This window comes from Taylorella asinigenitalis MCE3 (assembly GCF_000226625.1).
Lineage (GTDB): Bacteria > Pseudomonadota > Gammaproteobacteria > Burkholderiales > Burkholderiaceae_B > Taylorella > Taylorella asinigenitalis.
Window position 1 is genome coordinate 734,094 of record NC_016043.1, and the last position, 11,907, is coordinate 746,000.

General features: G+C 37.4%; 13 protein-coding genes. 11 read left to right on the forward strand and 2 right to left on the reverse strand.

Annotated elements, in window-relative coordinates:
* Positions 1 to 10 precede the first annotated feature (10 nt).
* The 7 genes from TASI_RS03550 to TASI_RS03585 all read left to right on the forward strand — a co-directional run bounded on the left by TASI_RS03550 (position 11) and on the right by TASI_RS03585 (position 6,533).
* Positions 11 to 349, forward strand: a complete 339-nt coding sequence (locus TASI_RS03550; protein ID WP_014111393.1) for a MarR family winged helix-turn-helix transcriptional regulator — start codon at positions 11 to 13, stop codon at positions 347 to 349.
* 75 nt (positions 350 to 424) lie between these two features.
* Positions 425 to 1,309 (forward strand): pirin family protein, encoded by an 885-nt coding sequence (locus TASI_RS03555; RefSeq protein WP_014111394.1) that lies wholly within the window; start codon positions 425 to 427, stop codon positions 1,307 to 1,309.
* Positions 1,310 to 1,316: 7 nt separating this feature from the next.
* Positions 1,317 to 2,294 carry a DNA (cytosine-5-)-methyltransferase gene (dcm, locus tag TASI_RS03560; protein WP_014111395.1) on the forward strand — a complete coding sequence of 326 codons (978 nt, stop codon included), beginning with the start codon at positions 1,317 to 1,319 and terminating at the stop codon, positions 2,292 to 2,294.
* Positions 2,295 to 2,784: 490 nt separating this feature from the next.
* Positions 2,785 to 3,252, forward strand: a complete 468-nt coding sequence (gene tadA, locus TASI_RS03570; protein ID WP_014111397.1) for a tRNA adenosine(34) deaminase TadA — start codon at positions 2,785 to 2,787, stop codon at positions 3,250 to 3,252.
* Position 3,253: 1 nt separating this feature from the next.
* Positions 3,254 to 4,330, forward strand: a complete 1,077-nt coding sequence (locus tag TASI_RS03575) for an LD-carboxypeptidase (protein ID WP_014111398.1) — start codon at positions 3,254 to 3,256, stop codon at positions 4,328 to 4,330.
* Positions 4,327 to 5,931, forward strand: coding sequence for an ABC-F family ATPase (locus TASI_RS03580; protein WP_014111399.1), 1,605 nt, complete (start codon positions 4,327 to 4,329; stop codon positions 5,929 to 5,931). Before TASI_RS03575 ends, TASI_RS03580 begins: the two co-directional genes overlap by 4 nt.
* Positions 5,931 to 6,533 (forward strand): IMPACT family protein, encoded by a 603-nt coding sequence (locus TASI_RS03585; RefSeq protein WP_014111400.1) that lies wholly within the window; start codon positions 5,931 to 5,933, stop codon positions 6,531 to 6,533. The genes TASI_RS03580 and TASI_RS03585 overlap by 1 nt, the downstream gene beginning before the upstream one ends.
* Here the strand turns inward: TASI_RS03585 and TASI_RS03590 are convergent.
* Positions 6,523 to 7,818, reverse strand: a complete 1,296-nt coding sequence (locus TASI_RS03590; RefSeq protein ID WP_014111401.1) for an NCS2 family permease — start codon at positions 7,816 to 7,818, stop codon at positions 6,523 to 6,525. The two genes, TASI_RS03585 and TASI_RS03590, sit on opposite strands and share 11 nt — an antisense overlap.
* A gap of 139 nt (positions 7,819 to 7,957) precedes the next feature.
* Here TASI_RS03590 and tsaD point away from each other — a divergent pair, with 139 nt between their 5' ends.
* The gene (tsaD, locus tag TASI_RS03595; RefSeq protein ID WP_014111402.1) at positions 7,958 to 8,992 is read left to right on the forward strand and encodes a tRNA (adenosine(37)-N6)-threonylcarbamoyltransferase complex transferase subunit TsaD; all 1,035 of its coding nucleotides are present in this window, start codon (positions 7,958 to 7,960) and stop codon (positions 8,990 to 8,992) included.
* Here tsaD and plsY read toward each other — a convergent pair.
* Positions 8,976 to 9,563: a glycerol-3-phosphate 1-O-acyltransferase PlsY gene (gene plsY, locus TASI_RS03600; RefSeq protein WP_014111403.1), complete on the reverse strand. Its 588-nt coding sequence runs from the start codon at positions 9,561 to 9,563 to the stop codon at positions 8,976 to 8,978. The two genes, tsaD and plsY, sit on opposite strands and share 17 nt — an antisense overlap.
* A 64-nt stretch (positions 9,564 to 9,627) precedes the next feature.
* On the opposite strand from plsY, the gene surE reads away from it, so the two are divergent.
* From surE to TASI_RS03615, 3 genes are read left to right on the forward strand one after another with little or no spacing between them, the layout of a single operon-like run.
* Complete coding sequence (surE, locus tag TASI_RS03605) at positions 9,628 to 10,398, forward strand: 5'/3'-nucleotidase SurE (RefSeq protein ID WP_014111404.1); 771 nt, start codon at positions 9,628 to 9,630, stop codon at positions 10,396 to 10,398.
* Positions 10,399 to 11,172: a protein-L-isoaspartate(D-aspartate) O-methyltransferase gene (locus TASI_RS03610; RefSeq protein ID WP_014111405.1), complete on the forward strand. Its 774-nt coding sequence runs from the start codon at positions 10,399 to 10,401 to the stop codon at positions 11,170 to 11,172. It begins immediately after the preceding gene.
* A gap of 27 nt (positions 11,173 to 11,199) precedes the next feature.
* Positions 11,200 to 11,889 carry a LysM peptidoglycan-binding domain-containing M23 family metallopeptidase gene (locus tag TASI_RS03615; protein WP_014111406.1) on the forward strand — a complete coding sequence of 230 codons (690 nt, stop codon included), beginning with the start codon at positions 11,200 to 11,202 and terminating at the stop codon, positions 11,887 to 11,889.
* The last annotated feature ends 18 nt before the right edge of the window (positions 11,890 to 11,907 follow it).

Here is an 11,907-nt window from a genome sequence, read left to right on the forward strand (position 1 = left end):
GGGGATTTGAATGGATGAAATCGATAATTATTTGATTGTATGTCTTAGATTTAATTTGCATTTTTTGAATAAGAGGATTCAAAAAGTAGCAAAGAAACAGAATCTTGCATTGAATGAGTTTGACCTTTTGCATCTCTTATACTGCAATGGAGAAATAGGTGTAACCGAATTAAAAAAATGGATACCGATAGGTCCTAGTTATGTCGACATTATTCTAAAGAAACTCCTAGTACGTGGGTATGTAGATCGCCGAAGGAATCCTAATGATCGCAGAGAGGTTCTTTTTAAATTAAGTGAGCAAGGCATGTTTGTTATGGATAGTCTTATAGTGGATTATCAAAAAGTATAGCTAGGTCCTTTGCAATACTTACTGAAGACGACAAATATAATCTTGTCAATCTATTGAAGAAGTTAGGGAGGGGGTATGACCTGTAAGGTTACAAATATGCAAACTGGATTTGCTACTAAAGACGGTGCAGGTGTGAGTTTGATTCGTGTTTTGGGACATGATACGGTCAAAACCTATGACCCGATACTTATGCTTGACTCTTTCGATAGCACCAATCCAAACGACTACACTGCTGGATTTCCTATGCATCCACACAGAGGAATTGAAACTATATCTTATGTGTTCAGTGGTGACATGCAACATCGAGATAATCTTGGATTTGAAGACACAGTATCTAATGGTGAAGTTCAATGGATGACTGCTGGGTCTGGTATTCTTCATGAAGAAAAAGTACCAGCTGCAGATAGATTATTAGGTGTTCAACTTTGGTTGAATATGCCTGCGGCTAATAAGATGAATGACCCTGAGTATCATCCTATTAAGAACTCTGATATTAAAGAGATTGAACTAGATGGAGCCAAGCTACGTCTTCTTGCAGGTCGATTTCCAATAAAGAGCTTTGAAGAAGAGGAATTGAACGATCAGCAAGTCGCTAAAGGATTCATATCAAAGTATTCTCCATTTAATTATTATGATGTAAGTATGCAAGATGGTGCTGTGGTTGATATTCCTGTTCCGTCCGATGCTTCTGTAATGATTTTTACCCTGCTTGGTTCTGTAAAAGTAGGTGATACTGTAGTTAATCCTAAAACTGCCGCAAAAATTTTTTCTGATGGAATATTAAAGCTTGAGGCTACAGAAGGGGAGAATAAAGTCTTAGTAATTATTTCTAAAGCTTTAAATGAGCCAGTAGCTTGGGGTGGTCCTATTGTGATGAATAACCGAGATGAATTGGATCATGCCTTTCAAGAATTAAGAAACGGTACATTTATTAAATCTAAGATGGCTATAGAGAAATAACTTATCCATGATTCAAATAACCGAACCCCTACTTAAGGGTCTAACGTTTATTGACCTTTTTTCTGGAATAGGTGGCTTTAGAGTTGCCTTGCAAAGTCTCGGTGCCAAGTGCTTATTTTCTAGTGATTGGGATAGATACGCTAAAGAGACTTATTGGATAAATTTCAAAGAACTTCCTCACGATGATATTACTAAAATTGATATAAAGTTTATACCCGAACACGATATTTTGTGTGCGGGCTTCCCTTGTCAGGCCTTTTCAATCAGTGGGAAAAGATTGGGATTTGAAGATAGTAGAGGTACTTTATTTTTTGATGTTGTACGAATTGCTGAGTCAAGACGTCCTAAAGTTATATTTTTAGAAAACGTAAGGAATTTTGCTAAACATGATAGTGGACGAACTTTGAGGGTAGTTAAACAATCTCTTTTGAGACTTGGTTACAGTTTTGACTGGAAGGTTTTGAATTCTTCAGATTATGGAATTCCTCAAAGTAGAGCTAGAATTTTTATGGTTGCATTTCGTGAAGACCTTAAACATTTAGAGTTTAATTTTCCTTCACCAATAAAATTAAATAAGTATGTAGAGGATATTTTATTACCTGATTCTGAAACATCTCACTTAGTTCGAGAAAGAGAGGATATAAATTTATTTAGAGATGAGCCTGAATTAAACGTTGATGAAACTTATAGAATTGGTATAGTTGGTAAAGGTGGTCAGGGTGAGCGGATATATAGTCCAAAAGGCTTATCTGTTACTTTTTCTGCAAATGGTGGCGGGCTTTTTGCTCACACATGCGGCTATTTAATAAATGGTAAAACTAGAAGGTTGCATCCTAGAGAGTGTGCTCGTTTAATGGGTTTCCCAGACGACTTTAAACTGAACCCCAATGAAAAGCAGGCTTACAAGCAACTAGGAAATTCTGTAGTTGTAGATGTAGTTCAAAGTGTCGCTCAAGAGATAGGTAAAACCTTATCTCTTGAGTAGCTTACTCTATAAGCACCCCTGCCTAATTTTAGATTTTTATTAAGCATAAATCTTCTACTGTTTGCTTCTTAAAACCAATTCGTTATAGTTAGTATCTGAGTAATTAAAAAGTTTTTTATCTTTTATTTCTACATGCTTATTCATTATTCATGGCCTCAACCATGAACCTAGAAAATAAGTAATTCGGATTTCTATTTATTTCTGAGTAAACAAATTTTCCGTTCCTATCTTTTACTACAAATTGGCCACTTTGGGCCTGACCATTTTTTGCATACGATATAGAATGTACGTCTCTAAAAAGATATATCACTAACAGTTGAATTTGATCCGCCAACACATTTAAAGCTCTTGCCGCATTCGTAATTTTCATTTAGATATGACGCACAAGCCTCTTCAAGTTCACTCCAACTCATATTTCACTTAATTAAATATAAAATAGATGGAAATTAAATTAATTATCATTAGTTAAATTTGTGTTACTAGATAATAAATGTATTCAAATCAATTATTTATGAGAATCGCACTGCAAAATGCTAAGAAAGCTTTCGAACATGGTGAGGTTCCAGTCGGTGCGGTGATAGTGGGCCCAAATAATGAAATTGTGGGGCAAGGTTTTAATCAAGTTATAAGTAAAGCAGACTCTACTGCCCATGCGGAAATCATTGCTTTAAGAGAAGCTAATAAATTTTATAAGAATTACCGACTCCCTAAGGGTTCCTCCCTTTATGTAACCCTAGAGCCTTGTATAATGTGTCTCGGAGCTTTGTTGCATGCCCGACTTGAAAATTTAATCATTGGGACGCGAGACTATAAAACTGGTGCTTGCGGTGGAAAATTATCAATCCATTCATCAGATTTAAATCATCATATGAATACTAGTGTCGGTGTTATGGCTGAAGAATGCTCCGAAATTTTAAAAAAATTTTTTCGCGAAAGACGCATCGTAAAGGATATTTAGCATGATAGACTCCCTAAAAAAATCCGACGAACACGAATTAGAACAATTAGTTAATGATGCCCAAATACTCTTTGATGAAGCAGATGACGTACCGTTGCAAGTTAGAGAATATGAAAAAAAACTTGGCATTTACCTAATTTCACCTTCAAGCTATTTAGCAGACCCAAAAAGAATACAAGTTGCGAAAACAAATCTACAAAGCTTCGGCTTTAAAGTAAAAGTTGATAAATGTGCAACTGAAAAATATCTCAGATTTGCTGGTACCGATATACAAAGGGCGAAATCATTCACTCGTGCGATTAAGGAGTCGAAAGCACCCATAATTATGCCTACTCGTGGTGGGTATGGATTAACAAGAATATTGCCACTAATAGATTGGAAGCTGCTAGCAGAAAATCCTCGCACTTATTGCGGATACAGCGATTTCACGGCATTCAATCTTGCTTTACTCGCTAAGACAGGATTGCCTAGTTTTACAGGACCTAATGCTGTAAGCGATTTTGGTTCAGATAAACTCGATGAACTAACTACCGAAATCTTTGTCGAGATGATGCGTGGGGAACTTGAAATTCTTAGTTTTGTATCTGAAGAGTCCGATTCCGTGGATGAAACAGGTGTTTTATGGGGTGGTAATCTTGCATTGCTCACAGCATTACTTGGAACCCCATATTTTCCGAAAATCAAAAAGGGTATTTTGTTTTTAGAGGATGTAAGCGAACATCCATATCGAGTAGAGCGCTTACTTATTCAGCTGCACCAGGCGGGAGTTTTAAAGACACAAAAAGCAATCATTCTTGGAGATGTGTCTGACTATCAATTAGTGGATAACGATAATGGTTTTAGCATGATTTCAGTTATTGAATGGTTACACAAGACCGTTAAAGTGCCCGTTGTGACTGGACTTCCGTATGGACATGGGGAGGTGCGGGTAACATTGCCAATAGGGAAAAAAGTTGGACTTGCAACTGAAGATGGCATGGCACATTTAGTCATCGATAAGCATAATCACTCAAAAGATGACTCTGACCATCATACAAATTGTCTAAAACTTGAAAAATATAAGAGAAAAAATAAGTGATCCAAACTTCAAATCTAACTATTCAATTTGGTCCAAAGCCGCTCTTCGAGAATGTATCGGTTAAGTTTTCTGGGGGCAATAGATACGGACTTATCGGCGCTAATGGTTCGGGCAAATCAACATTAATGAAAATCCTTGGGGGAGAGCTTGAGCCTACTTCAGGGAATGTATCTTTAGACCCTGGCCTAAGATTGGGAAAGTTGCGTCAAGATCAGTTTGCATACGAAGATAAGCGGGTTTTGGATGTGGTCATTATGGGCCATAAGGAAATGTGGGATGCGATGACCCAAAGGGATGCGATTTATGCAAATCCCGAAGCCAGCGAAGATGATTATATGCGTGCTGCTGAACTTGAAGCCAAGTTTGCGGAATATGATGGTTATACGGCTGAAGCGAGAGCAGGTGAATTACTACTGGGTCTAGAAATTCCTATTGAAAAGCATAATGCTTTAATGAGCGAGATTCCTCCTGGATTGAAACTTCGTGTTTTACTTGCTCAAGCTTTATTCTCAAACCCTGATGTGTTGCTGCTTGATGAGCCTACGAACAACTTAGATATCAATACAATTCGTTGGTTGGAAAACGTGCTTAATCAATATGAGAGTACAATGATTATTATCAGTCACGATAGGCATTTTTTAAATCAGGTTTGTACTCACATGGCCGATCTCGATTATGGAGAATTGCGTATTTATCCTGGTAATTACGATGACTTTATGCTCGCTTCAACTCAGGCTCGTGAACGCATGCTTGCAAATAATGCAAAGGCTAAAGAGCGAGTTTCAGAGCTTCAAGACTTTGTTAGACGATTTGCGGCTAATAAATCGAAATCTCGTCAAGCAACTTCTCGTTTAAAGCAAATCGATAAGATTAAGGCCGAGCAAGTTGAGATTAAGCCATCCTCTAGACAAAATCCTTTTATTAGGTTTGAGCAGAAAAAACCTTTGCACAGACTTGCATTTGAGGCAGATAAAATTTCTAAGTCCTATGATTTGCCTGTAATTCGTGATTTCAGTGCCATGGTTGAGGCTGGACAAAAAATTGCCATTATCGGTGGCAATGGTGTCGGGAAAACTACTCTATTGCGTATGCTCGCACTCGATTTAAAACCTGATTCTGGTTCTCTTAAATGGTCAGAAAATGCAGATATTGGTTATATGGCTCAAGATGTATCCTATGCTTTTTCTAAATCCTCAAATTTATTTGATTGGATGTCTGAATTTAGGCAAGAGGGTGATGACGATCAACAAATTAGGTCTGTATTAGGCCGTTTGCTTTTTTCAGCAGATGATATTGTTAAAGATGTTAGTGTTTTATCGGGCGGTGAGAAAAATCGTATGTTTTTCGGCAGATTGATGCTTGGAAAACACAATGCTTTATTACTTGACGAGCCTACTAATCACCTAGATATGGAGTCAATAGAGTCTCTTCAAATGGCTTTAGAGAAATTCAAGGGAACTGTTGTCTTTGTTTCCCATGACCGAGAGTTTGTCAGTGGGATAGCCGATAGAATTATTGAAATATTTCCTGATGGACAAATAATTGACTATCAAGGAAACTATGACGATTATCTGCGTTCTAGACATATAGAAGAAGATTAATGTCTTCAAAAATCTATAGAATTCAATCATATCAGTATTTCGAAGAGCGAATTAAAAATAGTCTTTTTATTTGCCATTGTGCTCCTGTTTTTAGTGCAGAAGAGGCATTTGATTTCTTCAATAAATACAGCCAGTCTGATGCCACTCATAATTGTTGGGCCTTCAAATTAATTGATTCATATAGGTTTAATGATGATGGAGAACCTGGTGGAACAGCTGGAAGGCCTATGCTTCAGGCTATTGAGGGAAAAAATCTAATCAATATTGCTTCTTTAGTAATTCGATATTATGGAGGCATAAAGCTAGGTACTGGTGGACTAATGCGTGCTTATGGCGGTGTGACGGCTAAATGCTTGGACCTAGCAACATTGATTGAAGTCGTTCCAACTAAGAAAATAATTTGCAAAGTGCCATTCAGTGACATTGCCATAGTGAAGTCAAAATTCACTCAAGGTATAAGTGTTGTGGAAGAGAATTTCACTAACGAAGGTGTAGTTTGGCAGCTTGAAGTAGAGGAGAACTTAGTGTCAAATCTTGGTCAGACTGTAATAAATCTGACCAAGGGTAAAGGGGTATGGGATATCCTTGAAATTAAGCAATAGCAAATCTAAGTACAAACAGAGCGGCAATTAAGATTGTTGCTAGATGCAGCTCTTTAAATCGGAATGTGAATGCTTTAATAATTACATAACTGATAAAGCCAAATGCCATACCTTCAGCGATAGAGTAAGTGAAAGGCATAGCAATCAATGTAATTGCTGATGGCACGACCTCTGTCATATCATTCCAATCTATCTCAGTAATTTCTCTAAGCATTAAAAGTGCAACATAAATCAATGCGGGAGCAGTGGCATATGCAGGAATAACTCCAGCTAGTGGCGATAGGAATAACACTAACAAGAATAAAATTCCAATAACAAATGCTGTTAAACCAGTGCGACCACCTGCCTGAACACCAGACATACTTTCCACATATGCTGTAGTACTTGAAGTACCAATAAGAGAACCAGCTAATATGGCAGCAGAGTCGGCCATGAGTGCTTTACCTAAATTGTTTTTGCGATTAGGTCCAACATCTAGAAGATTTGCTCTTTTTGCTACACCTATCATAGTCCCAGTGGCATCAAAAACTTCGACCAATACAAACACAAGTAATACGCTAATTAAGCCTTTTTCCATAACACCAGGAATATCTAGTGCGAGAAATGTAGAGCTAATAGATGGAGGCGTTGAAATTATGCTTGCAGGTACAGGAGTAAAGCCGAGGATAATTGAAAGAGCTGAGACAGCTAAAATCCCAATAAGAATAGCACCACGTACTTTTAAGCAATCTAGAATTACTATTATGAAAAATCCAAGAATGGCTAATTGAACTTGGTGGGATCCGAAATCTCCGTGACCCGTGAGTGTAGCTGGGTTATCAATAACAATACCTGATGATTGGAATCCAATAAAAGCCAAAAATAGACCAATACCCGCAACAATCGCAGATCTTAAAGATTGAGGGATGCCATCAATTAACCATTTGCGAGCACCAGTTAGTGTAAGAATGAAAAATATCACACCAGAGAGGAAAACTGCGGCTAAAGCTTGCTGCCATGTATAACCCATAGCACCAACCACACCAAATGCGAAGAATGCATTAAGCCCCATTCCAGGAGCCATACCGATTGGCCAATTAGCAAGAAAGGCCATAATAAATGAACCTACGGCAGCAGCCAAGCAGGTGGCAACGAACACCGCACCTGAATCCATTCCTGTAGTTCCTAAAATATTAGGATTAACAAATATAATGTAGGACATGGTTAGGAATGTTGTGATTCCAGCAAGAATTTCAGTTCTTATATTTGAATTATGTTCAGAAAGTTTGAACATCCTCTCAAACATGATAAAACTCCAAATGGTTTAAGAATGCGTCATTTTAATTCCTAAATTATGGATTACATGAATTGTGAAAAGTCTTATATATTAAAATTTTATTTAAACCCTTTATTTACCTTAAATTTGTTTTCTTATAACAACAGATATGTTAGTACTCGGTATTGAAAGCTCATGTGATGAAACTGGATTAGCTCTTGTAGACACGCAAGATGGATTGCTTGGTCATACATTGCATTCTCAGATTAAATTGCATGAGGAATATGGTGGCGTAGTGCCAGAGCTAGCATCTAGGGATCATATAAAGAATTTATTGCCACTTTTACATGAGCTCCTTTTAAAAACCAATAAAAGTTTAAAAGATATTGACATTGTTGCTTATACTGCTGGCCCTGGTCTTCAAGGGGCTTTACTGGTGGCATCTTCATTTGCACATGGTTTTGCATGGAGTCAGGCTCTACCACTTATACCCATTCACCATCTTGAAGGGCACCTGCTTTCTCCGATGCTTTCTGAGCCAAAGCTGGAATTTCCATTTGTAGCTCTGTTGGTTAGTGGTGGGCATACTCAGATAATGCAAGTAAATGGGATAGGGGACTACAAACTCTTAGGTGAAACATTAGATGATGCGGCTGGTGAGGCCTTTGATAAAACCGCAAAAATTTTAGGTTTACCTTACCCTGGAGGAGCACATTTAGCAAGGTTAGCAAAAGAAGGGGATGCATCGGCGTTTGCATTGCCACGGCCAATGAAGCATAGTAAAGATTTAAACTTCAGTTTCAGCGGCTTAAAAACAGCTGTTATGAACCAATATAACAAACTAGCTGCTAGTGAAATTACTCAAAAAAATCTTGCTGATTTAGCTGCCGCAACCCAAGAGGCAATTGTTGATGTCTTAGTCCATAAAGTAATAGAAGCTCTAAAAATGACTGACTCTAAAAGGCTTGTTGTTGCAGGAGGTGTTGGAGCGAATCAAGAACTACGTAGCAGACTTAAAAGCGAAACTTCTAAGCTTGGGGTTGAAGTATATTTTCCTCCACTAGAATTTTGTACCGATAACGGAGCAATGATCGCAAATGCTGCTAGTGAAAGAATTAAGGCTGGAAAAGTAAAACTCAATAAAAACTACAACCAGCCTGTAAGAGCGAATTGGCCACTTGAGGATATCAATTCTTTTTATTAATAAGCTTATCAATATTGGATTTGTGCTTATATAAAAGGAGTGACGCCATAACAAGAATTGCAGCAAAGATTGGCCAAACTATATAAGAACTCATATGTATAAATAGGTAAATGAAGGGTGCTGCCAATGCGGTGATTACTGCGGCCAATGCAGACACTCTAAATAGCACAACAACAAGTATCCATATACTTAGCAATATCAAAGCAAAATTAAGATCTAATGCTAAAAATATACCGAAGGAAGTAGCCACACCTTTTCCGCCTTCAAAATTTAAAAATGGTGAAAACAAATGTCCTAGAAACGCAGCTACAGCTACTAAAGCAATGATTGTTGCCGATATATGCGGAAAAATCTCTAAGGTTAGTAATATGGCAATGGCTCCCTTAGCAGCATCTCCAATAAATGTTAATGCTGCGGCTACTTTATTTCCGCTTCTTAAAACGTTTGTGGCACCAGGATTTCCCGAGCCATATTGTCGCGGATCTTTTAAGCCGAATAATTTGCTTACAACTATAGCAAAGGGGATTGAGCCTATAAAATAAGCAATTGGGATAGCTAAATATTCGTACATTTGGTTCCTCTTTAAGTTTTTTTTATATATTAAAATAAATCACATTTAATTTCGAAGGTGTTCTATGACTACAAAAATCCTCTTGGCTAACGATGACGGCTATTATGCTCTTGGTTTAGAAAAACTTTATGATGAACTTTCTAAATGGGCAGAGGTAGTGGTATTCACTCCTGAGATCAATCATAGTGGAGCTTCAAATTCATTATCTATTAATAGACCTTTAAGCTTAAAAAAATCTTCTAAAGGTTTCAATATCATAAATGGTACTCCAAGTGATTGTGTCCATGTAGCGTTAACCAATTTTTTGGACTTTGTTCCTGATATTGTTGTGTCGGGTATAAATAATGGTGCAAACTTGGGTGAGGATACTCTATATTCAGGTACGGTTGCTGCAGCAACTGAAGGGTATTTATTTGGTTATCAGTCTATAGCTTTTTCTTTAACTCACTACAATTGGCCCAATATTGATGAAGCTGCAAGCATCGCTAATGAATTTGTGAAATTAATTGTTGCTAATCCCACTGAAACTAAAACATTACTAAGTATAAATATCCCACCTAAAGACTCCTATAGTATTAATGATTTTCGTGTTACTAGACTAGGTCGACGTCATCAATCTCAACCAGTTGAAAGGACCAAAAGTCCATTTGGACAGGAGCTATTCTGGATAGGTGCCTCTGGTGAAATCATGGATTTTGGCGAGGACACAGATTTTTATGCGGTGGATAATGGCTATATTTCTGTAACTCCTATTCAATTGGATATGACTCATTACAAAAAATTGGAATCTACAAAATCTTGGCTCAATAATGTTGTCAAAACTGTTTCGGAATAAATGATAAAAAAACAGATCATTTCCACAAATAGTAATACTCGATTATCTTCAGGGTCTAGGAATATAGGGATTAAAAGTCCTTCTCCTGAAGTTAAATTAAGGTTTCAAAAAGCCTTGGAACTGAATTCAGGCCTTAATTCTGATATTCACAGAATCAGAATGGTTGAGGCGTTGCGTGAATTCGGAATTACTTCAGATACCAGAGTTTTGGACGCAATGGTTAGAGTTCAAAGACATGTCTTTATGGATCCTGGTACAAGAAGTAGAGCTTATGTGGACGAAGCATTGCCAATAGGATATGGGCAAACAATCTCTAAGCCTTCAGTCGTTGCACGTATGATAACTTTGGCACTTCAAAATAATCGCCAAAATAATGTGCTTGAAATTGGTACGGGGTGCGGATATCAAGCTGCAGTTTTATCTTGTATCTATAAATCTGTGCATTCCATTGAGAGAATAACTGGTCTTTACAATTTAGCTTTAAGCAATATAAAGCGAATATCTGATTTGCCATCAATTGATATAGTTTTAGGGGATGGTATGTTAGGTTTAACTAAAGCAGCCCCCTATGATGCGATTATTCTAGCTGCAGCAGGTCTAGAAGTACCAAAAACATTATTAACCCAATTAGATATTGGAGGGATATTAGTTGCTCCAGTAGGTGGGGCTAATCAGAAGTTAGTAACATTTAGAAGGATTTCTAATAACAATTGGATTAACTCTGAGTATGAATCAACAAGGTTTGTGCCGTTGAAATCTGGAATACAAGTATAATAATTGGGAAATTTTAGGATAGGGTTTATGTTATTAAACAAGCAATCAAAGTTACTTACTGTTTTATTTGTATCATTACTAGCTGCGTGTACCACTTCTCAAAATGCACCAGTGGACGATTACAACCAAGGGTTTCCTCCTCACACTGTCCAAAGAGGAGAGACATTAAGCCTTATTGCTCGTAAATACAATACAACTGTTGAAGAGTTAGCTCGTTTAAATAATATTAATGATATAAGCCGAATCTTTCCTGGGCAGGTTTTACGTATTTCAGCTAAATCTCATATTAGAAAAACCGTCGGCGGAAAAGGAAGTTCGGGTTCAGATCCTGTCACAATTGGTAGAGCTTCAGATGCGGGCTTGATTGATTGGACTAAACCAACTGCTGGAAGGGTTATAGCAAACTATACGAATGAAACAAGAGGCATTGATTTTGGTGGTTCAATTGGTGACCCAATATTATCTGCCGCTGATGGTACTGTTTCATATACGGGTAATGGTATTCGTGGCATGGGCAATTTAATTCTTATTGCACATAAGAAATCATTTATTTCTGCGTATGCTCACACAGATAAAATTCTTGTAAAAGAAGGTCAAAAAGTTAAAAAAGGTCAACAAATTGCTACCTTAGGATCTTCAGATACGACTTCACCTAAACTTCATTTCGAAATTAGGCGAGACGGCAAACCAGTTAACCCTGCTGCCTACTTGCCTTAATAAAACTTTATTTTTATT

Coding starts and splice junctions, on each gene's coding strand:
- TASI_RS03550 (WP_014111393.1), top strand. CDS start 11: ATGGATGAAATCGATAATTATTTGATTGTATGTCTTAGATTTAATTTG.
- TASI_RS03555 (WP_014111394.1), top strand. CDS start 425: ATGACCTGTAAGGTTACAAATATGCAAACTGGATTTGCTACTAAAGAC.
- dcm (WP_014111395.1), top strand. CDS start 1,317: ATGATTCAAATAACCGAACCCCTACTTAAGGGTCTAACGTTTATTGAC.
- tadA (WP_014111397.1), top strand. CDS start 2,785: ATGTATTCAAATCAATTATTTATGAGAATCGCACTGCAAAATGCTAAG.
- TASI_RS03575 (WP_014111398.1), top strand. CDS start 3,254: ATGATAGACTCCCTAAAAAAATCCGACGAACACGAATTAGAACAATTA.
- TASI_RS03585 (WP_014111400.1), top strand. CDS start 5,931: ATGTCTTCAAAAATCTATAGAATTCAATCATATCAGTATTTCGAAGAG.
- TASI_RS03590 (WP_014111401.1), bottom strand. CDS start 7,818: ATGTTTGAGAGGATGTTCAAACTTTCTGAACATAATTCAAATATAAGA.
- tsaD (WP_014111402.1), top strand. CDS start 7,958: ATGTTAGTACTCGGTATTGAAAGCTCATGTGATGAAACTGGATTAGCT.
- plsY (WP_014111403.1), bottom strand. CDS start 9,563: ATGTACGAATATTTAGCTATCCCAATTGCTTATTTTATAGGCTCAATC.
- surE (WP_014111404.1), top strand. CDS start 9,628: ATGACTACAAAAATCCTCTTGGCTAACGATGACGGCTATTATGCTCTT.
- TASI_RS03610 (WP_014111405.1), top strand. CDS start 10,399: ATGATAAAAAAACAGATCATTTCCACAAATAGTAATACTCGATTATCT.
- TASI_RS03615 (WP_014111406.1), top strand. CDS start 11,200: ATGTTATTAAACAAGCAATCAAAGTTACTTACTGTTTTATTTGTATCA.